The sequence below is a fragment of the Marinobacter sp. DSM 26671 genome (assembly GCF_900112835.1).
GTDB classification, from domain to species: domain Bacteria; phylum Pseudomonadota; class Gammaproteobacteria; order Pseudomonadales; family Oleiphilaceae; genus Marinobacter; species Marinobacter flavimaris.
On record NZ_FONF01000004.1, the window covers coordinates 37,427 to 58,293 of the forward strand.

The 20,867-nt window shown below is 56.3% G+C and carries 16 protein-coding genes; 9 read left to right on the forward strand and 7 right to left on the reverse strand.

The annotated features are described in order from the left end of the window. Positions 1 to 64: 64 nt before the first annotated feature. Positions 65 to 1,414 carry a sensor domain-containing diguanylate cyclase gene (locus tag BM035_RS05680; protein WP_053113403.1) on the forward strand — a complete coding sequence of 450 codons (1,350 nt, stop codon included), beginning with the start codon at positions 65 to 67 and terminating at the stop codon, positions 1,412 to 1,414. Here the strand turns inward: BM035_RS05680 and BM035_RS05685 are convergent. Next, positions 1,411 to 3,216 carry an ABCB family ABC transporter ATP-binding protein/permease gene (locus tag BM035_RS05685; RefSeq protein ID WP_053113402.1) on the reverse strand — a complete coding sequence of 602 codons (1,806 nt, stop codon included), beginning with the start codon at positions 3,214 to 3,216 and terminating at the stop codon, positions 1,411 to 1,413. The genes BM035_RS05680 and BM035_RS05685 overlap by 4 nt on opposite strands. Positions 3,217 to 3,468: 252 nt before the next feature. Here BM035_RS05685 and BM035_RS05690 point away from each other — a divergent pair, with 252 nt between their 5' ends. The 3 genes from BM035_RS05690 to BM035_RS05700 all read left to right on the forward strand — a co-directional run bounded on the left by BM035_RS05690 (position 3,469) and on the right by BM035_RS05700 (position 7,536). Next, the gene (locus BM035_RS05690) at positions 3,469 to 5,199 is read left to right on the forward strand and encodes an ABC transporter transmembrane domain-containing protein (protein ID WP_053113401.1); all 1,731 of its coding nucleotides are present in this window, start codon (positions 3,469 to 3,471) and stop codon (positions 5,197 to 5,199) included. A gap of 89 nt (positions 5,200 to 5,288) precedes the next feature. After that, a complete protein-coding gene (gene gabT / locus BM035_RS05695; protein WP_053115502.1) occupies positions 5,289 to 6,566 on the forward strand; it encodes a 4-aminobutyrate--2-oxoglutarate transaminase in 1,278 nt (425 codons plus the stop codon). Positions 6,567 to 6,771: 205 nt separating this feature from the next. Further along, positions 6,772 to 7,536 carry a VC0807 family protein gene (locus BM035_RS05700; RefSeq protein ID WP_008176596.1) on the forward strand — a complete coding sequence of 255 codons (765 nt, stop codon included), beginning with the start codon at positions 6,772 to 6,774 and terminating at the stop codon, positions 7,534 to 7,536. Positions 7,537 to 7,638: 102 nt separating this feature from the next. On the opposite strand, the gene gyrB is transcribed toward BM035_RS05700, so the two are convergent. From gyrB to dnaA, 5 genes are all read right to left on the reverse strand, one after another. After that, complete coding sequence (gyrB, locus tag BM035_RS05705; protein ID WP_053113400.1) at positions 7,639 to 10,053, reverse strand: DNA topoisomerase (ATP-hydrolyzing) subunit B; 2,415 nt, start codon at positions 10,051 to 10,053, stop codon at positions 7,639 to 7,641. A 55-nt stretch (positions 10,054 to 10,108) separates the two neighbouring features. Next, positions 10,109 to 11,236, reverse strand: coding sequence for a DNA replication/repair protein RecF (gene recF, locus BM035_RS05710; RefSeq protein ID WP_008172536.1), 1,128 nt, complete (start codon positions 11,234 to 11,236; stop codon positions 10,109 to 10,111). Between the two features lie 128 nt (positions 11,237 to 11,364). Further along, positions 11,365 to 12,636: an ABC1 kinase family protein gene (locus BM035_RS05715; RefSeq protein WP_008172537.1), complete on the reverse strand. Its 1,272-nt coding sequence runs from the start codon at positions 12,634 to 12,636 to the stop codon at positions 11,365 to 11,367. 15 nt (positions 12,637 to 12,651) lie between these two features. Then, positions 12,652 to 13,755: a DNA polymerase III subunit beta gene (dnaN, locus tag BM035_RS05720; protein WP_008172539.1), complete on the reverse strand. Its 1,104-nt coding sequence runs from the start codon at positions 13,753 to 13,755 to the stop codon at positions 12,652 to 12,654. A 55-nt stretch (positions 13,756 to 13,810) separates the two neighbouring features. Continuing rightward, positions 13,811 to 15,253 carry a chromosomal replication initiator protein DnaA gene (gene dnaA / locus BM035_RS05725; protein ID WP_014578837.1) on the reverse strand — a complete coding sequence of 481 codons (1,443 nt, stop codon included), beginning with the start codon at positions 15,251 to 15,253 and terminating at the stop codon, positions 13,811 to 13,813. A 657-nt stretch (positions 15,254 to 15,910) separates the two neighbouring features. Here dnaA and rpmH point away from each other — a divergent pair. From rpmH to mnmE, 5 genes are all read left to right on the forward strand, one after another. Continuing rightward, positions 15,911 to 16,045, forward strand: coding sequence for a 50S ribosomal protein L34 (rpmH, locus tag BM035_RS05730; RefSeq protein ID WP_008172542.1), 135 nt, complete (start codon positions 15,911 to 15,913; stop codon positions 16,043 to 16,045). 14 nt (positions 16,046 to 16,059) lie between these two features. Next, on the forward strand, positions 16,060 to 16,467 hold the full coding sequence (gene rnpA, locus BM035_RS05735) for a ribonuclease P protein component (protein WP_075267623.1): 408 nt from the start codon (positions 16,060 to 16,062) through the stop codon (positions 16,465 to 16,467). After that, complete coding sequence (yidD, locus tag BM035_RS05740) at positions 16,467 to 16,760, forward strand: membrane protein insertion efficiency factor YidD (protein WP_008172546.1); 294 nt, start codon at positions 16,467 to 16,469, stop codon at positions 16,758 to 16,760. Before rnpA ends, yidD begins: the two co-directional genes overlap by 1 nt. A 4-nt stretch (positions 16,761 to 16,764) precedes the next feature. Then, positions 16,765 to 18,480 (forward strand): membrane protein insertase YidC, encoded by a 1,716-nt coding sequence (gene yidC, locus BM035_RS05745; RefSeq protein ID WP_053113396.1) that lies wholly within the window; start codon positions 16,765 to 16,767, stop codon positions 18,478 to 18,480. A 70-nt stretch (positions 18,481 to 18,550) separates the two neighbouring features. Continuing rightward, positions 18,551 to 19,921: a tRNA uridine-5-carboxymethylaminomethyl(34) synthesis GTPase MnmE gene (gene mnmE, locus BM035_RS05750; RefSeq protein ID WP_053113395.1), complete on the forward strand. Its 1,371-nt coding sequence runs from the start codon at positions 18,551 to 18,553 to the stop codon at positions 19,919 to 19,921. Positions 19,922 to 19,923: 2 nt separating this feature from the next. Here the strand turns inward: mnmE and thpD are convergent, their stop codons facing one another. Further along, positions 19,924 to 20,859 carry an ectoine hydroxylase gene (thpD, locus tag BM035_RS05755; RefSeq protein WP_053113394.1) on the reverse strand — a complete coding sequence of 312 codons (936 nt, stop codon included), beginning with the start codon at positions 20,857 to 20,859 and terminating at the stop codon, positions 19,924 to 19,926. Positions 20,860 to 20,867 lie beyond the last annotated feature (8 nt).

Sequence of the window (20,867 nt, forward strand, 5' to 3'; positions counted from 1 at the left end):
GTATCGCCTCCGGCGACAGGTTCTTATATGATCGCCGGAAATTCTCTGACAAGCAGTATATGGAATGCCCTCTCATTCTTTTTATCTTCAGCAAGACGAAGCCTCCCGTCTAAAAACCATCCTTGATGGCACCGCCGCCGGCACTTGGGAATGGAACGTTCAGACCGGGGAAACCATTTTTAACGAGCGCTGGGCCGAAATCATTGGCTACTCATTGGAAGAACTCCAACCGATTTCCATTGAAACCTGGATGAAGCACGCCCACCCGGACGATCTGGCTCTGTCCGAGCAGAAGTTAAATACTCATTTCCGTGGCGACTCAGAGTATTACGAGTGTGAAGCGCGCATGCGTCATCGCGACGGCCACTGGGTCTGGGTCAGAGATTATGGTCGCCTCGTCAGTCGGACACTTGAAGGCGAGCCCGAGTGGATTTCCGGAACGCACATAGAGATCTCCAGCAGCAAGCAGTACGAACAGAGACTGGAGCAAATCAAGGCTGAGCAACAGCAAACGATCCAGCGTTTTGAAAAAATGGCGTCGCTCTTGCCGGGTGTGGTGTTCCAGTTCGAGATCAGACCGGACGGAACCATGACGTTTCCCTATGCCAGTGCCGGCATTGAACGGGTCTATGGTGTCACCCCTGAACAGGCACGGGAAGATGGTTCGATCGTTTTCAACGCGATCCACCCGGAAGATCTCAAATACGTAGAGCAGACCATCAATCTCTCCCGGAGCAGCGGCGAGAAATGGATCTGCGAGTATCGGGTGGTAAACAACGGTGTCACCAATTGGGTTCTGGGTCGTTCGCAGCCCGAATTCAAACCGGACGGCACAGTAGTCTGGCACGGTGCCATCCTGGACATCACATCTCAAAAAGCACTGGAAGAGCAGCTCCGGAAAAGTTCGACCATCGACGACCTGACAGGCGTAGCCAATCGCAGGCGCTTTACCGAGGTTTTGTCTTGGGAATTTGAGAGGATGAAACGAAACGGAGCCGGCTATGCAGCAGTACTGCTCGATTTTGACTGGTTCAAGAAAGTGAACGACCGTTACGGGCACCACATCGGCGACCTGGTGCTCAAGGAAACGGCTCACCGAATCAAGAGTGAACTACGGTCTGGTGACACTCTCGGACGGATCGGTGGCGAGGAGTTTGCTGTGCTCATGCCCCAAAGCGATGAAGGCAGTGCCAGACAACTGGCTGAACGCCTAAGACAATCCGTCGAAGAGTTGGAATTTGTTGGCTTCAAGGAACTCCGGGGCACCATCACCTGCGGCGTCGCAATCGCTGACCGGGCCGACGAGAAGCCCAGCCAGATTCTTGTGCGAGCCGACCAGGCTATGTATCGGGGTAAAGCGCAAGGCCGGAATCAAGTGGTTGTGTTCCGGTCGTCGGAACAGGACACCGACTAGGTTTCGCCATCCTTGCTGTCGGATTGATGCTGCTGCGACCAGAGCCGGGCATAATGGCCCCTCCGGGCCAACAAATCCAGATGGTGTCCGCTCTCCACGATTTTTCCACCCTCCATCACAAGGATGCTGTCCGCATCCATAACAGTGGACAGCCGGTGCGCAATCACTAGTGTTGTTCGCCTTTGGCTCACTTCCTTGAGCGCCGTAAGGATGGCCTGCTCCGAGAGTGAATCCAGGGATGACGTAGCCTCATCCAGGATCAGCAACGGCGGGTTCTTCAGAATCACCCGGGCAATGGCCACTCGCTGCTTTTCGCCACCAGAGAGCTTCAGGCCACGCTCGCCAACCTTCGTCTCGTAACCCTCCGGCAGGCTGTGGATAAAGTCTTCCAGGTGAGCCATTCGAGCCGCCCGATAGACCTCTTCCTCGGTGGCTTCCGGCCGGCCATAGGCCAGGTTCCGGTACAGGGTATCGTTGAACAGCACGGTATCCTGGGGCACCACACCGATCGCCGACCGCAGGCTGTCCTGGGTCACATTTCGGATATCCTGGCCGTCGATCCGTACGGCGCCCTGATCGACGTCGTAAAAGCGGAACAACAGGCGGGCGAGGGTAGACTTGCCCGCACCACTGGCGCCCACCACCGCCACCTTGTGACCGGCCGGGATGGAAAAATTCACATCCTTCAGAATCGGACGGTCAGGGCGGTAGGCAAAGTGGATGTGTTCAAACTGGACTTCGCCTTTATCCACAACCAGCTCGGTGGCGTCCGGGGCATCTTCAATGGCCGGTTTATCCCCCAGCAGTTTGAACAGGCGCTCGACATTCACCAGGGCCTGCCGGATTTCCCGATAGACGAAACCCAGGGCATTCAGGGGAATGAACAGTTGGAGCAGGTAGGCATTGATCATGGTGAAGTCACCGAGGGTGATCTCTCCGCTGGCCACCTCCCGAACAGCCATGGCCATGATCACGATCATCGCCAGACCAATAATCAGTGCCTGACCGGAGTTAAGCGCGGCAAGGGACAACCGGTTTTTCAGCCGGGCCTGTTCCCAGTCGTCCAGATCAACGTCGTATAACTGCGCCTCATAGCGTTCATTGTTGAAGTATTTGACGGTTTCATAGTTCAGCAGGCTGTCTATGGCCCGCGAGTTCGACTGGTTATCCCGGGCATTGGCTTCGCGCACGAATTTCGTCCGCCACTCGGTGATCTTGATGGAAAAGACCACATACACCACCACGGCCACCAGGATCGCCAGCACATAACCCACGTTGAACACCACGAAAAGAATGCCGGCGACCATCAGGATCTCCAGCAGGGTGGGCACAATGTTGAACAGGGTAAAGCGGAGCAGAAAGCTGATGCCGTTGGTACCCCGCTCGATATCCCGCGCCAGGCCACCGGTCTTTCGATCCAGGTGGAAGGCCAGTTCCCGCTGGTGCAGGTGCTCGAACACTCGCAGGGACACCCGGCGCATGGCCCGTTCAGCTACCCGGGCAAATACCGCATCCCGAAGCTCATTGAACAGGGTGGCGCCAAAGCGCAACGCGCCGTAAGCCACCACAAGGATCACCGGGATCCAAAGCAGCATGTCCGCGCCGCGGTTCTGGTCGAGGTAGTCGACGATGTATTTCAGGGCAATGGGCGTGGCAACAGTCGCCAGCTTGGCCAACACCAGCAAAACCAGGGACAGGACTACCCGGCCGCGGAATTCGGCGAGATAGGGCCAGAGGCCTGAAATGATTTTCCAGTCCGGTTTATGATCTGCCGGGTAATCGTTGTCGGCGTAGGCTCTCAATTCATGTTCCTTCCGCTTCGGAGTAGTCGAGCGCGCGGGTGGAGCAGCTTGCCAGGACACGCTGTAAATACGTCCCTGTACGCTCGGCGAAAGCCATCCCTGGCTTTCGACGGTCCTGGCAAGCTGCTCCACCCGCACGCTCTTGCGTAGCTGTATGATAGGTCTTGTATGGAGTACAAACCGTATTGTTAGCGGAGTCTACAGCACCCCGTATCCAGGAGGCACATCATTAACACTCGTCACCGCAAGGCCCTGAGACTGGTCATCGACTTTATCAGCCCCTATCGCCGGGCCGTCGCAGGTGCCCTGGTGGCGCTGATTTTTACGGCCGGTATTACGCTCGGGTTAGGGCAGGGTTTACGTATTCTTGTCGATCAGGGATTAGCCACCGAGTCGCCGGAGAATCTGGCCAGAGCCATCGGTCTGTTTTTCATCCTGGTATTGGGGCTCGCATTTGGCTCGTTTGCCCGGTTCTATCTCGTGTCCTGGATCGGCGAGCGGGTGGTGGCGGATATTCGCAAGAAGGTGTTTAACCACCTGATTGATCTTCATCCGGGCTTTTTCGAGCAGAACCGGGCCCTGGAAATCCAGTCCCGGTTCACCGCCGATACCACGGTTCTGCAGTCGGTGATTGGCTCCACCGTTTCCATTGCGCTGCGCAATGCCCTGATGCTGGTCGGGGGGTTGCTGCTGCTGTTCATCACCAACGCCAAACTGGCGAGCATTATTCTGCTGGGCTTTCCCCTAGTGATCGCGCCTATTCTGTTCTATGGCCGGCGGGTGCGGGCTCTTTCCCGTTTAAGCCAAGACCGGGTTGCCGATGTTGGCAGTTACGTGGGCGAGAACCTCACGCAGATCAAGACCGTTCAGGCCTTCAACCATCAGCCCCACGACCGCAAATATTTTTCCGAAGTGTCTGAACGGGCGTTCGAGATCGCCCGCCAGCGTATCCGTCAGCGCGCCTGGCTGACCACACTGGCCATTTCCCTGGTGATGGGCGCTGTGGGCATCGTTATCTGGATAGGGGGCCTGGACGTTATTCACGGCCGGATCAGCCCGGGTGAGCTGGCAGCCTTTGTCTTCTACAGTCTTCTGGTGGGTGTTGCTGCCGGCGCCATCAGCGAGGTCATCGGCGAGTTGCAAAGGGCTGCGGGGTCGGCGGCGCGGCTGTTTGAACTGCTGCAGACGGAGCCGGCGTTTGAGCGCAAAGAGTCGACGCTGAAACTGCCTGAACACGTGCAGGGAGCAATCCGGATTGACCGGCTCAGCTTCAGCTATCCGGGGCGGCTGGAACAGCCCGCGCTTACGGATCTTACGCTTGAAGTTAAAGCTGGCGAGACCCTGGCCCTGGTGGGCCCGTCCGGAGCCGGCAAATCCACCCTGTTTGATCTGTTACTGCACTTTTACCAGCCGACAGGGGGCCGAATTCTGATCGACGGTCTCGACACGGCCGAGCTGTCTCTCGATGCCCTGCGCCGGTGTTTTTCACTGGTGCCTCAGAATCCCGCCCTGTTCCATGGCACCGTGGCCGACAATATCCGCTATGCCCGGCCCGATCCCAACCAGGAGGATGTCGAACGGGCTGCGAAAATCGCCCATGCCCATGATTTCATCCAGAGCCTGCCAAAGGGCTACGAGACGCCACTCGGGGATGCTGGCCTGGGCCTGTCCGGTGGCCAGAAGCAGCGTCTTGCCATTGCCCGCGCGCTGCTGGCCGATGCCCCGATCCTGTTACTGGATGAAGCTACCAGTGCCCTGGATGCGGAAAGTGAAAACCTGATCCAACAGGCTATGCCGGCGCTCACCGCCGGGAGAACCACCCTGGTGATTGCCCATCGACTGGCCACTGTCCGGGACGCTGACCGTATTGCGGTATTGGACCAGGGACGCCTGCTGGCAGTAGGAAGTCACGAGGAGTTGATGCGCCATAACGCCCTCTATCAGCGCCTCGCAAAACTGCAGTTTCGGGACGATGCCGCCTGAGGGAGACAATAGTCGGTTTGTTTCCTGTGACCGTACTACTTACACTGGTAGGTGAAACTTTCGAACCTGAACCCAGGGAGAATGGCAAAGTGAGCAATAAAGAATTGCAGGCACTCAAAGAACGCTACGTTGCGGCGGGCGCGGCAAGTCCCAACGAACAGTTTGCCGACCATGCAACGAATGCAGAGCTGTGGGATGCAGACGGCAAGCGCATGATCGATTTCGCCGGCGGCATCGGCGTACTGAACATCGGCCATCGCCACCCGAAGGTGGTGGAAGCGGTCAAGGCACAGCTGGACAAGCTGATGCATACCTGCCAGACGGTTATGCCCTATGAGGGCTACGTGAAACTGGCGGAGAAGCTCAGCGGTGTGGTTCCTGTGCGTGGCCACGCCAAGGTAATGCTGGCCAACTCCGGTGCCGAGGCCCTGGAAAACGCCATGAAGATCGCCCGTGCAGCGACTGGCAAAACCAACGTCATCTGCTTCGACGGTGGTTATCACGGCCGGACCTTCTACACCATGGCCATGAACGGTAAGGCAGCGCCGTACCAGACGGATTTCGGCCCCATGCCCGGCACCGTTTATCGCGCGCCTTATCCGGTTCCGTACCACGGCGTCAGTGAAGATGAAGCACTGCGTGGCCTGAAAATGGCCATGAAAGCCGATTCCCCGGCCCGCAACACCGCAGCGATCGTTATCGAGCCGGTGCTGGGTGAGGGCGGCTTCTACGCGGCTCCGACCAGCTTCCTCAAGGAAATCCGCAAGATCTGCGACGAGAACGATATCCTGATGATCGCAGACGAAGTGCAGAGCGGTTTTGGCCGGACCGGCAAGATGTTTGCCATCGAGCACAGTGGCGTTGAGCCGGATCTGATGACCATGGCCAAGAGTATGGCTGATGGCATGCCGATTTCCGCCATCGTCGGTACCGACAAGTACATGGACGCGTCCGGCCCGAACTCTCTGGGCGGCACCTACACGGGCAGCCCGACCGCCTGTGCGGCAGCCCTGGCCGTATTCGACGTGTTCAAGGAAGAGGACATCCTCGGCAAGTCCCAGGCGCTGGGCGAAAAACTGAAGCAGCGCTTCAGCCAGTGGCAGGAACAGTTTGCCCACGTCGACAATGTGCGCAATCTTGGTCCCATGGCTGCGTTTGAGCTGGTGGAAAGCAAGGAAAGCCGTACGCCGAAGCCGGAACTGGCAGCGGCGGTAACCAAGAAGGCGAAGGAGAAGGGTCTGATTCTCCTGAGCTGTGGTATGTACGGCAACACCTTGCGGTTCCTGATGCCGGTCACCATCGAAGACGAGGTGCTGGAAGAAGGACTGGCGATTGTGGAAGAAAGCCTCAAGGAAGTGGGTGCCTGATCGGCGCTGACGTTCAAGAGGAAACAGAAAAGCCGGGCATAAGCCCGGCTTTTTTATGCCCGTTTGGAAAGCGTCTATTCAGCCAGACCGCCGCTTCTGTGTGCGGTGACGGCGGTTACGTCCACACTTGTATTCATCGTATACTGCCCAGACTACTCCGGCAGTGCCTTCCGGCCTGCTCCAGTTTCACCAATCAGGCTAGAACATGACGTCTCCGAGCTCCGCCAACGTTCCGGACCACAAGCCAAGGCCCTGGGTCGACTTGCTGGTCAGTATTATCATTCCATCCGTTATCCTGATGAAGTTCAGTGGCGAAGAACATCTGGGCAGCGTGAACGCACTGGTCATCGGCCTGGCGTTTCCACTGGGCTGGGGGTTGTTCGAACTGATCAAGTACCGCAAGAAAAACTTCATTGCGGTACTCGGTCTGGTCAGTGTCGGGCTGACAGGCGGCATTGGCCTGCTTGAGCTGGATGCGGGTTGGTTAGCCATCAAGGAAGCCGCGATTCCCGCGATTATAGGTCTGGCGGTACTGGCTTCCACACGAACCAAGTACCCTCTGGTACGCACCCTTCTGTATAACCCAAGTGTTCTGGATGTCGATAAGATCCATAAGACCCTTGAAGAACACAATCGGGTTGAGGAATTCGAGGCCCGCCTGCTCAAGGCGAGTTACTTCTTTGCGGGCACCTTCCTGTTTTCATCCATCATGAACTACGTGATTGCTAAATGGATCGTGGTCAGCCCGTCCGGTACCGAGGCGTTCAATGAGGAGCTTGGTCGGATGACCCTGGTGAGCTATCCCATGATCGCCATTCCTTCCATGATTATGATGATGCTGATCTTTTATTATCTCTGGCGCACTATTCGCCGGCTGACCGGGTACACGCTGGAAGAGGTGATGGCACCGCATCTGGCGGAGAAAGAGAGGGAGCGAAACGAATCGTCGGAATCGAGCACCGGTAAATAAAACCTCCAGGGGTCGGTCGTTGCCGAACAGGATCGAAAACAAAAAAAGCGGCGAAGGTTTGAAGCCTTCGCCGCTTTTTTTGTGCCTTTTGGACGGTTGTGATCAGACGTCCAGGTTGGTCACTTCCAGGGCATTGGTCTGAATGAAGTTACGACGCGGTTCGACATCGTCGCCCATCAGGGTTGTGAAGATCTGGTCTGCCGCAATGGCGTCTTCGATCGTCACTTTCATCATGCGGCGGGTCTCCGGATCCATGGTGGTTTCCCACAACTGCTCTGGATTCATCTCGCCAAGACCCTTATAGCGCTGGATATTCAGACCGCGCTGGGCCTCTTTCATCAACCAGTCCAGGGCACCTTCGAACGACAGCACCGGCTGCTTACGCTCGCCACGTTGGATATAGGCGCCGTCTTCAATGAGGCCATCCAGAGTTTCACCCATGCGGGCGATCGCTGCGTACGAGGATGATTCAAAGAACTCATGGCCGAATACATGCTCGTAGGGAATGCCATGCACGTAGATGGTTACCTTCGGCAGGTACAGCGCCCGCTCGGTATCCTTGGTGACCGAGAAGGTGTATTTGGTACCGGTGCGGGTATCCAGGTCCAGGCCATCGCCGAGACGCGCAACCCAGCGAGCCACGGAAGCTTCTTCCTTCAGATGCTCAGGCTTGAGCGTGACGTTCTGCAGCATCTGCTCCAGCACTTTGGCCGGATAGGCCCGAGACAGTCGCCCAATCATGTTCATGACCGCCTGGTAGTCCTTGACCATGGTTTCCAGAGCGGAATCCTTGATCGCCGGGGCTTCCGGGTTCACATAGAGCTGGGCACCTTCCAGAGCGGTCTGGGTGAGGTAAGCTTCCTTGGCCTTCTCGTCCTTCAGGTACTGCTCCTGCTTGCCACGCTTGACCTTGTAAAGCGGCGGCATGGCGATAAAGACATGGCCACGCTCGATGATTTCGCGCATCTGACGGAACAGGAAGGTCAGCAGCAGTGTCCGGATGTGAGAACCGTCCACGTCCGCGTCGGTCATGATGATAATGGAGTGGTAACGCAGTTTATCGGGATTGAATTCTTCCCGGCCGATACCACAGCCCAGAGCCGTGATCAGGGTGCCCACTTCTGCAGAGGACAGCATCTTGTCAAAGCGGGCTTTTTCCACGTTCAGGATCTTACCTTTCAGCGGAAGGATTGCCTGGGTCTTGCGGTCACGGCCCTGTTTGGCGCTACCACCGGCCGAGTCACCCTCCACAATGTAAAGTTCGGAAAGGGCGGGGTCCTTCTCCTGGCAGTCGGCCAGTTTGCCGGGCAGACCGGCGATATCCAGGGCGCCTTTGCGGCGAGTCATGTCACGCGCCTTTCGAGCGGCTTCACGAGCCCTGGCGGCTTCCAGCATTTTGTTGACGATGAGTTTGGCTTCGTTCGGCTGCTCCTGCAGGTACTCCGCAAAACTCTGGTACAGCTCCTGCTCAACCGCGGTCTTCACCTCGGAGGAGACCAGCTTGTCCTTGGTCTGTGAGGAGAACTTCGGGTCCGGAACCTTGACGCTGATGATGGCAGTCAGGCCTTCCCGGGCATCGTCACCGGAGGTCGCAACTTTCGCCTTCTTCCCCAGACCTTCCTGCTCGATATAGTTATTGAGGGAACGGGTCAGGGCCGCCCGGAAGCCGGCCAGGTGTGTGCCGCCATCGCGCTGGGGGATGTTGTTGGTAAAGCAGTAGATGTTCTCCTGAAAAGCATCGTTCCACTGCATGGAGACTTCCACCGCGATACCGTCTTCGCGCTCGCGATTAAAATGGAAAACGCGGTTGATCGGGGTCTTGCTGGAATTCAGATGCTCGACAAAGGCGCGCAGGCCACCTTCGTACTCGAAGACTTCTTCCTTGCCAGAACGCTCGTCGGTCAGACGAATGCGCACGCCACTGTTCAGGAACGCGAGCTCACGCAGACGCTTGGCGAGAATGTCGTAGTGGAATTCAATGTGGGTAAAGGTTTCCGGCGAGGGAATGAAATGCACCTTGGTACCCGATGCGTCAGTCTCGCCGACGGCTGCCAGAGGTGCATTGGGAACACCGTGGGTGTAGGTCTGCTCGTAAACCTTGTTGTCTCTACGAATGGTCAGGGTGAGGGTAGAGGACAATGCGTTCACCACCGAGACGCCCACGCCGTGAAGACCGCCGGACACCTTGTAGGAGTTATCGTCGAACTTACCGCCGGCGTGCAGCACGGTCATGATAACTTCCGCAGCAGAAACGCCTTCCTCTTCGTGGAGGTCCACCGGAATGCCACGGCCGTTGTCCTTCACGGTTACCGATTCGTCCGGGTGGATAATCACACCAATCTCTGAGCAGTAGCCCGCAAGCGCTTCGTCGATGGAGTTATCCACCAATTCAAAGACCATGTGGTGCAGGCCAGTGCCATCATCGGTATCCCCGATGTACATGCCTGGCCGCTTTCGCACCGCATCCAGCCCTTTCAAGACTTTGATACTGGAGGAATTATAGTTCGATTCACTCATTCGGAAACTCCTGAAGCGTGATAGGCCGGAGCATTCTTTGCTCTTCGCACCGGTCTTATTCTTCCGTCAATTTGCCATGTTCCACGTGGAACAATCTGTAATCCGGTGCATTACCCTCGGGCCAGAGCTGATCCACCATAGGACGCTCAATCGACGTGATAAACACCTGACAACGTAATGCCTGTAACCTGATAGCCAGCATGGCGCGATGGCCCTCATCCAACTCGGCGTTAATATCGTCGAGCAAAAAGGTCACCTGTTTGCCCATGGCACTCAACACCATGCCTTGGGCAATCTTCATCAAAATCACCAGGGTTTTCTGCTGGCCCCGGGAGAACGTTTCGGCAACAGGCCTGCCCTGAAACTTCAACCGGATGTCTGCGCGATTCGGACCATACAATGTGTGCCCGACTTTTCGCTCCTGATCCCGATGGTCTACCAGTAATTCTGCCAGCGGCCGACTGACATCCCAGCCCGGGTAATACTCGAGCTTCAGACCTTCGGTCCAGGGTACCTCTACTTCCCGAACCAGCTTTTCAAAAGCCAACTTGAACCGGCCAAAGGTGCCGGCACGGGCCTCAGTAATGCGCTCACTCAGGGTAGCGTACTGATGATCCCAGACACGCAACAAAGCTTCGTCTAGTCTACCATTTCTTAGCGTTTGATTCCGCTGTGATGTCACTCTCTGGCATTGTTGCCAGAGAGATCCAAAGGAAGGTTCCACGTGGAACACTAACCAGTCCAGAAACTGACGCCGCTTGCCGGGTCCACCTGCCACCACATCAAAAACACCAGGATCGATCACAGATACCGGCAGATGCTTGGCAAGGGCAGAAAGACTCCTGACCGCCTCACCATCCACCCGTAACATCGTTTCCTTCTGACCCACATCCCGGGATATTCCCAGGCGATGCACCAGATCGGTCTCGCTGCCATGCCTGCGTGAGTCCAACCCATGATCGAGACCACCAAACACTGTCAGCCGTTGTTCGCCATGACTAACCACTGCCTGGTGTCTGTTCACCCGAAACGAACGGCCCAATCCCAGATAACCGATGGCTTCCAGCACGCTTGTTTTGCCGCTTCCATTTTCTCCGTAAAGCAGATTAAACGACGATGAAAAGCTGACCGGCGCCGACGACAGGTTACGGAAGTTCTCAGTCTGGAATTTTACAAGCGCCATAGAAAAGCAGACTCGAAGGGGACGAGGGCAGGAAACAACACAAAACCCTTTAACGAAAAAGGCAGCGTTACCTTCCCGTCGGTAACGCTGCCCTAGTGTACAAAAGCCAATCGCTCAAGGCGACAGCCTCAGTGGAGCATGTTCAACCGTTCGTCCATGAACACATCCATTTCTGGTGCAAGGATGTGAACATAGCGATCGAAATACAGGAACTGTTTCAGTAGCAAAGCGAATTCCCTTGGAAAATGCAGGCCATGGCTTTCGCCGATCTTAACCATATCCATCAGGATATGATTAACATCGTCTTCTGCCTGCTCCGCCTCATAGGGAACCTCGTCGGGCACCATTCGGTCCATCTGCTGGTAGAGCCGTCTCAAATCGCTGGCCAGATCATCTACCCGAACCGTCTGGCGGGTAATACCGATGCGGATCATCGCGTCGGCCATTCCCTCGAAATTCCCAACCATAACGGCTGAAATAAAATCGCTCACCGCCTGCCAGGTATCCGGCTTGATACGACCAACAATTCCGAAGTCAATAAAACCAACCCGACCGTCCTTGAGAACCATCAGGTTGCCGGCGTGCACATCCGCGTGGAAAAACTCACATTGGGTCAAACTGGAAAACCAGGTGTTCATGGCGGTGATCAGGGTACGCTCCGGATCACGGGCGTAACCGCGGATACTTTCCAGATCGGTCAGGGACACACCGTGGAACCGCTCCATGGTCAGGATCCGCCGGGTGCTGCAGTGTTCGAACACCCTCGGTACTGCCGCATCTTCATTATGGGTATCGTGCAGAAACTCCCGGAACACCTTCAGGTTGCTCGCTTCCTTGATGAAATCGCACTCTTCCATCATGGTCCGCTGGATTTCCTCGACGATACCGGACATGGAGGTCCAGGACAGTTTTGGCGCCAGAATTTCCAGAATACGGGCAGACAGGTACAGGAAGTTAAGATCGGTTAAGAGAATGTTTTCCACACCCGGCTTCTGAACCTTGATCACCACTTCTTCACCGGAGACCAGACGCGCGGCGTGAACCTGGGCAATCGATGCCGACGCCAGGGCCACCGGATCGATTTCCGAATAGACTTCCTCCAGGGGCCGACCAAGCTCTTCCCGGATAATTCTCTTGATCACACCAAAGGGCAGGTTGGGTGTTCTGTCCAGGCAGTGCTGGAACTCCTCGACATACTCCTTAGGGAAAAACGTCGGGGAGCTGGCAATGAACTGTCCCAGTTTGATGTAGGTTGCACCGAGGGATTCAAACGTCTGCCTCAGCAAGCGCGGCGTTGGAGGGCGATCCCCCCGAAGCCAGTTGATCCCGGTGCGCCCGAGTACCGACACAGTCTGGCCAATCCTGAAGGCGCCTTTGATTCCATTCGTTACGGTACTCATCAATCTCATCTCCTCCTACAGCCTCATGGGCATGACAACATAGAGGCAACGGTTATCGTTTTGCGCCTCTATCAACGCACTGCTGTTCGGATTCGACAGGGTTATTTTTACCTGGTCCTCATCCAGCGCGTTCATGACATCCACCAGATAGCCTACATTAAAACCGATTTGCAGGGATTCGCCCTGATAGTCCACCGGCAGCGCGTCTTCGGCCTGTTCCTGATCCGGGTTGTTGGCAAATACCTGGAGTTCATTGGATGCCAGGTTCAGGCGCACGCCGCGGATGTTCTCGTGGGACAGGATGCCCGCCCGTTGCAGGGTGTTCTTCAAGGTGGCGCGGTCCGCCAGGACGATCTTGTCGCCCCCGCGCGGAATCACGCGATTGTAGTCGGGGAATTTGCCTTCAATCAGTTTCGAGGTGAAGGTATAAGACCCCACCGTCGCTCGCAGGTGGTTATCGCCAATAACCAGGGTCACCGGTGTTTCCACATCATCGAGCAACCGGGCCAGTTCCAGTACCCCTTTGCGCGGAACAATAACCTGACGCAGCTCCGGGCAATTGGTGGCCAGTTCCAGATGTGCCATGGCCAATCGATGGCCGTCGGTAGCTACCGTCCGCACATGGTCCTTGTCCACTTCCAGCAACAGTCCGTTCAGGTAATAGCGCACGTCCTGCTGAGCCATGGCGAACGCCGTGGCATCGAGCATCCGGCCGAGTTCTTTCTGGGGCAATTCCAGACGGAAGCTCTCATCTTCGTCTTCCACGTTCGGAAAGTGCTCCGCCGGCAGGGTCGACAGGGTAAAGTGGCTGGCGCCACACCGCAGGTGCAACCGATCGCCTTCAAGCGACAACTCCATCGGCGCCTCGTCACCCAGGGCCCGGGAGATATCCGACAGCTTGCGGGCCGGGACGGTAATCCGGCCGGGCTGATCTACATGCACCGGTGTTACCCGCGCCACCAGTTCCACTTCCATATTGGTACCGGTCAGGGTCAGGGTATTGTCCTCGGCCACCAGCAAGACGTTGGAGAGCACGGGCATGGTCTGTTTCTTTTCCACCACGCCAGCAATGCTTTGCAGCGGGGTAAGCAGGGATTCACGGCTGATCGTCAGTTTCATGGCACTCAGCTTTCTTTATGTTGGAAGGGTGAATGTTGTTCGCCAACGCCCGGCATCAGGTGGTCAGCAGTCTCATAAAATTCTGATAATCCTCGCGGATGCCCGGATCAGTCTCCTGCAACTCCACGATTTTCTTGCACGCATGCAATACGGTGGTGTGGTCACGCCCGCCAAAGGCATCACCAATCTCCGGCAAGCTGTGATTGGTCAGCTCCTTCGACAACGCCATGGCGACCTGCCTTGGCCGGGTCACCGTTCGAGTCCGGCGCTTGGATAGCAGATCGGCCACCTTGATCTTGTAATATTCCGCCACCGTGCGCTGAATGTTGTCGATGCTCACCTGTTTCTCGTGCAGCGCCAACAGGTCTTTCAGGCTCTCCCGGATAAACGGCGGAGTGATTTCAGAGCCGGTGAAGTGAGCATTCGCTATCACCAGACGAAGCGCGCCTTCGAGCTCCCGAACGTTTGAACGAATCTTCTGGGCAATAAAAAAGGCCGCTTCGCTGCTAAGCTTAACATTGGCCTGATCGGCCTTTTTCATCAGAATGGCAACCCGCGTTTCCAGTTCCGGCGGCTCTACCATCACCGTCAGGCCCCAGCCAAACCGCGATTTGAGTCGCTCTTCCATATCCACAATTTCTTTCGGAAACCGATCGCAGGTAACGATTACCTGCTGCCCGCCTTCCAACAACGCATTAAAGGTATGGAAAAACTCTTCCTGGGAACGCTCCTTGCGGGCGAAGAACTGGATATCATCAATCAACAGCGCGTCCACTGAACGGTAATAGCGCTTGAACTCGTTGATGGCGTTAAGCTGCAATGCCTTCACCATATCGGCAACAAAACGCTCCGAACGGAGATAGGCCACCTTCGCCTTGGGGTTACGACGGACAATTTCGTTGCCGATCGCATGCATCAGGTGTGTTTTACCAAGACCAACCCCGCCGTACAAAAACAGAGGGTTGTAGGCGCCACCCGGGTTCTCGGCCACCTGCATGGATGCGGCACGGGCGAGCTGGTTGGATTTGCCTTCCACAAAGGTTTCGAAGGTGAACCCCTCGTTGAGGAAGCTCTGGTGTTTGATGTCACCTTCAACCTGAACCGGACGCCGCTGGGTGTCACTCTTCGGGCGCACGGATGGTGTGGATGCAACGGTGGCGGCCACGCCTTTTTCTTCTTCGGTTACCCGGCTGCCGGCCTCTTCCTGAACCTGACCGTTGACGCGGGCAGGTGCTTCCGACCGTTTGACCGGTTCGCCTTCACGGGGTGCGGAACCCACTTTCATATTGACCCGGGGCGCCTGCCCACCGTTCAGATCCTTGAGCACCTCTTCGATACGTCGCAGGTACTTTTCGTTTACCCAATCCATGACAAAACGGTTTGGGGCGAACAGCATCAGCTGCCCCTCCCGGTGATCGGACTGCAGGGGCCTGAGCCAGGTATTGAACTGTTGTGCGGGAAACTCGTCCCGGAGTACTTCAAGACATTGATGCCACATACTGTTTGGCACGACAGCCTGCTCCCGATAACCCTGAAATGTCTCTGAACGGACAAGGGACTTCCTGTCCTGTGAGATGACCCCGAATTCTAACCCGACCGGCCCTCCAGTGAAAGGGCTAAAGCCAGTTCATGAACAGCCTGTGGAAATTTATTTCTTTGTATTTCAATTTTTTACGAACTTACCTACAACCTTGTGTACAGAAAATTCCTACAATGAAAGTTACCCACAGCCCTGTGTGTACAGCCCGGGTTTAACCCTGTTAGGAACCACGGGATGCAACCGGGGATAACTTTCAACCTCGCTTCGAAAACGACTTACCCACATTTCACCCTGCCATCGTCCACAGATCTCAGGGCGCCTTATCAATACCCTTATAAACCGCCCAACGAACTGTTTTTCTGTTATTTTCTTCGCTTATCCACAGAAACCTGCGGTACTAATAACAGTAATAATTAATCCTTAAAAGAATTCTAAAGAGACTTACTGAATTTATTAGCTGACCTGCCTGATTCCGAATTTCGGGCATGCGCATAACCCCCTAGCAATAAGCATTGAATTCCCACCGGTATTTGCATAGAATGCCGCTCCTGTTTTGGCTGTTCATTTTCCAGCCAGTTACTGAATTTCCAACTTACGAATTGTGAGATCATCACCATGAAAAGAACGTTTCAACCAAGCGTCCTGAAGCGTAAGCGCGTTCACGGTTTCCGTGCCCGTATGGCCACTGCCAACGGCCGCAAGGTTATTTCCCGTCGTCGTGCCAAGGGCCGCGCACGTCTGTCCGCGTAAGCTCTGATTGCCTCATGAAGGCTTTGAGTTTCCCGAAATCACATCGTCTCTTGCGACCTGCTGATTACGGCAAAGTCTTCAACGACGTGCAGCTGAAAGTTCCACACCGGAATTTTCTGATCCTGGCGACACCGAATAATCTCGGTCACGCCAGGATCGGTTTGATCTTCTCGAAGAAAAACCTGAAGCTTGCAGTTCAGAGAAACCGGGTAAAGCGCCAGGTCAGGGAAAGTTTCCGTCACCAGACGGACCTGCCCGGCCTGGATCTCGTGGTTCTGGGACGCCAGGGGCTGGTTTCCCTGGACAACCACTCGGTTCGGGCATCCATGGATGACCTCTGGCGACGTCTCAGGAAAAAGTACGCTCAATCTCAGCCATCCCGGGCAGCACCATCGGAATCTGCCAATCGAGGAACGGGTTAATGCGCAAGCTTCTGCTTCTGCCCATCCGCTTCTACCAGTATGCAATCAGCCCGCTGATGGCCAGTCACTGCCGCCACTACCCCACCTGCTCACAATACGCCGTTGAAGCCATTAACCACCATGGCGCGCTTAAAGGATTATTTCTCGCAATCCGGCGTCTGTTAAGGTGTCATCCCTGGGCGGAAGGCGGTTATGATCCTGTACCGGGAACGGCAGAACCCCGGGCTCCGGAAACCGCAACAGCCTGCGTACACGCTGATCACTCCCATACAACAACCCAGACCAGACAGTAACTCTATGGATATTCAACGCATCGTATTATTTGCCGGCCTGGCTATTGTCAGTTATCTGATGGTGCTTGCCTGGAATGAGGACTACCATCAGCCGCCCGAGACGGCTCAGGTCGCTGAATCCCAGCCTTCGCAAACCGCTGGCAACATGGGCAATTCCGACAATATGGTGCTTCCGGAGGACAGCTCCGCTCAGGTTGATGGTGATGGCGAGTTCACCACTCCGGAGACTGGTCAGGCTGTCATCAGCTCAACCGAAACCACCACCGCGGTCAGCGATCAATTCATCACAGTTCGCACCGATGTCTACGATCTGCAGATCGATCGGGTCAGCGGTAACCTGGTAAAAGCACGGCTGCTTGATTACGACGATACCCTGAACAGCGAAAAGCCGTTGACGCTCCTGAACAACACGCAGAATCGCCTGTACGTTCTCGAAAGTGGGCTGATTGGTCGTGATGGCCCGGATAGTCGCAAAAACGGTTCGGCTCCGGTCTACAGTGCTGACGCTGCAAGCTATGAACTGGCGGAAGGCGACAACCAGCTTCAGGTAGATCTGACTTACACCTCTGATAATGGCGTCCAGATCACCAAGCGTTATGAATTTGAACGCAACAGCTACGAAATTGGCGTCAAATATCTGGTTGAAAACCAGTCGAGTGAAGAATGGCAGGCCAATTTCACCGGCAAGATCGTCCGGGATCAGTCCCCGGACCCGACCTCCCAGACCAGCATGGGTATCCAGGCCTTCCTGGGTCTGGTCATCAGCTCCCCGGAAGATCCCTACGAGAAGTTTGATTTCGGAGACCTCCAGGAAAACCAGATCAATCAGTCGGTTACCAACGGCTGGCTGGCCTTCCTGCAGCACTACTTCCTGTCGGCATGGGTACCGGAGCGCGATATTCCCGCCCAGTACCAGACCACGCGCCGTGGCCCGAACTATGTAATGGGCTTTGTTTATCCGGCTACCAGTGTGGCGCCGGGCGAAACCGCAGAGATCGGTGCCCGGGCCTACGTTGGGCCGAAGATCATTGAACGCCTTGAAGGCATGGCTCCGAACCTCGACCGTACCGTTGATTTCGGCTGGTTGTTCTTCATTTCGCTGCCGCTGTTCATCATTCTGGACTGGTTCCATAGCCTGGTTGGCAACTGGGGCGTGTCCATCATCCTGCTGACGGTTCTGGTCAAGGCGGTGTTTTTCCATCTGTCCGCTACCAGCTACAAGTCTATGGCCAAGATGCGGGCCGTTGCGCCTCAGCTGACCCGGCTGAAAGAACTGTACGGAGACGACCGGCAGCGCATGTCCCAGGAAATGATGGCGTTGTACAAGCGGGAGAAGATCAATCCGCTGGGTGGCTGTCTGCCCATACTGGTACAGATGCCGGTGTTCATCTCCCTGTACTGGGTTCTGTTCGAGAGTGTTCAGCTTCGTCACGCGCCATTCATGCTGTGGATTCAGGATCTGTCGGTCATGGACCCGTACTTCATCCTGCCGATACTGATGGGTGCCAGCATGTTCCTGCAGATGAGTCTGAACCCGACGCCTCCGGATCCGATGCAGGCCAAGATCATGAAGATGATGCCGTTGATCTTTACGGTCTTCTTCCTGTGGTTCCCGGCAGGTCTGGTTCTGTACTGGCTGGTGAACAATATTCTGTCCATTGCCCAGCAGTGGTACATTACCCGCAAGATCGAAGCAGAAATGGCCGGCAAGAAGCACTGACCGGTGCCCGAACCGACCCGGCAAAGGCTCCTGTATGGAGCCTTTGTTGTTTTCAGCCTGTGGAAAAAGCATGAGCCAGAGTTCTGACACCATCGCAGCCATCGCCACCGCACCGGGACAGGCCGGAGTTGGCATTGTTCGTATCTCTGGGCCCAAGGCCCTCGCCATTGCAAAAAAGATGCTGGGGTTTGAGCCGAAACCGCGATATGCCCATTACGGCCCCTTCCATGACAGCCATGGCGAGTTAATAGACGAGGGCATCGGCCTGTTTTTCCCCAACCCCCACTCGTTCACCGGCGAAGATGTGTTCGAGCTTCAGGGGCACGGTGGTACGGTGATTCTCGATCTTCTGCTCCGTGAGGTGTGCAGCCAGGGTGCAAGGCTCGCCCGGCCCGGCGAGTTTTCCGAGCGGGCGTTTCTGAACGACAAACTGGACCTGGCCCAGGCCGAAGCGATTGCCGACCTGATTGAAAGCAGTTCGGAACAGGCGGCCCGCTGCGCGGTTCGTTCGATGCAGGGTGTGTTCTCCAGGCAGATCGAGGATCTGGTGGAGGCGGTCACTCATCTGCGGATCTACGTGGAGGCGGCGATCGATTTTCCCGAGGAGGAAATCGACTTCCTGGCCGACGGCAAGGTGGCCAGTGACCTTCAAAACCTCCTGGAGCGGCTCGGGAAAATCCTGGCCGAAGCCCAGCAGGGAACGATTCTTCGTGACGGCATGAAAGTGGTGATCGGCGGAAGGCCTAATGCCGGCAAGTCGAGTCTCCTCAATGCCCTGGCCGGTCGCGAAGCGGCCATTGTTACGGCGATTGAGGGCACAACCCGTGATGTCCTGCGGGAGCATATCCACATCGATGGGATGCCCCTGCACATTATCGATACTGCCGGCCTGCGGGACAGCCCGGACGAAGTGGAACAGATCGGTATTGCCCGGGCATGGGAGGAAATCCGTCAGGCCGATCGCATTCTTCTGATGGTGGATGCGACTACCACCGATAAAACCAGTCCCCATGAAATCTGGCCGGATTTCATCGACCAGCTACCGGCCAACGCCCCGGTGACGGTGATACGGAATAAGGTGGACCTCTCTGGTGAAACGGTCGGTATCAGTGCCGAAGAGCATCAGAGCGCGCCGGTGATCCGTCTGGCAGCAAAGTCTGCCGAGGGCCTGGAGATTCTCCGGGACCATCTCAAACAATGCATGGGGTTTGCCAGCACCACAGAAGGTGGTTTCCTCGCCCGGCGCCGCCATCTTGATGCCCTGGAGCGCGCCCAGGCCCTGCTGATCCAGGGCCAGAGCCAGCTGGAGGGTTTCGGTGCCGGCGAGCTTCTGGCTGAAGACCTGCGTGCCGCCCAGGATAGCCTGGGCGAGATCACCGGGCATCTGACGCCTGATGAGTTACTGGGCAAGATCTTCAGCAGCTTCTGTATCGGTAAATAGCGCTAACCGGTCTTCCGGCGTTCCTCGGAGGTGACTGGCACCAATGCCTCAGTGCTGTTGCGGTTGCCCAGGAAATCCGGGCGCGGTTTGTTGCCGCAGAATGGGGCCTGGAGCTGGTTTTCCACACTGTTATAGACGAAAAACAGGTTGCTGCGCGGCCAGGGCGACATATTGGCATTGGAGGCGTGGAGCGTGTTGCACTCGAAGATGATCAGCGAGCCGGCAGGGCCGGTTGGCGCTTTGATACCGTAGTCATCCGCCATGGCTGCCAGGTCCCGATTGTTGGGAACACCAAGTTCCTGTTTTTTCAGCGACGACTGGTAGTTGTCCTCCGGTGTGCGGCCAACGCAGGGCACAAAGGTCTTGTGGGAACCGGGAATAAGCATCAGGGGGCCGTTGAAAGGCGTGTTGTCGGTGAGGGCGATGGAGAAGCTGACTGCCCGCATCCGTGGCATGCCGTCCTCGGCGTGCCAGGTTTCAAAATCCGAGTGCCAGTCAAAACCCTTGCCGTGGAAACCGGGTTTGAAGTTGATCCGGGACTGGTGGATGTAGGCTTCACTGCCCAGAAGCTGACGTACCATGGCCAGAATCCTGGGATCCCGGGTCAGCCGGTCGAATCGGTCCGACAGTTCGTGAATGCCAAAAATCGAGCGGATTTCCTGCTTGCCGGGTTCAGTAATGGTGCCTTCCGAGCGCAGAATACTTTCATCGTCCTCATAGCCCCGCAAATCCTCCCGGAACTGGCGCACCGTGGCCTGGTCGAGAAAACTGTCGAAGACCAGAAAACCGTCGCGCTCATACTGTGCCAGCTCAGTCTCACTTAGTGGTCCGTCGGAACGGTCCGAGCCGCTGCTGTGAACCACGGGATCCTGACGTTCAAAGCTTTTGGTGGGGCGTTCCAGGCGGGTGGGATAAAAGTCGTCAGTACGAGTCTCCATATTCGAAC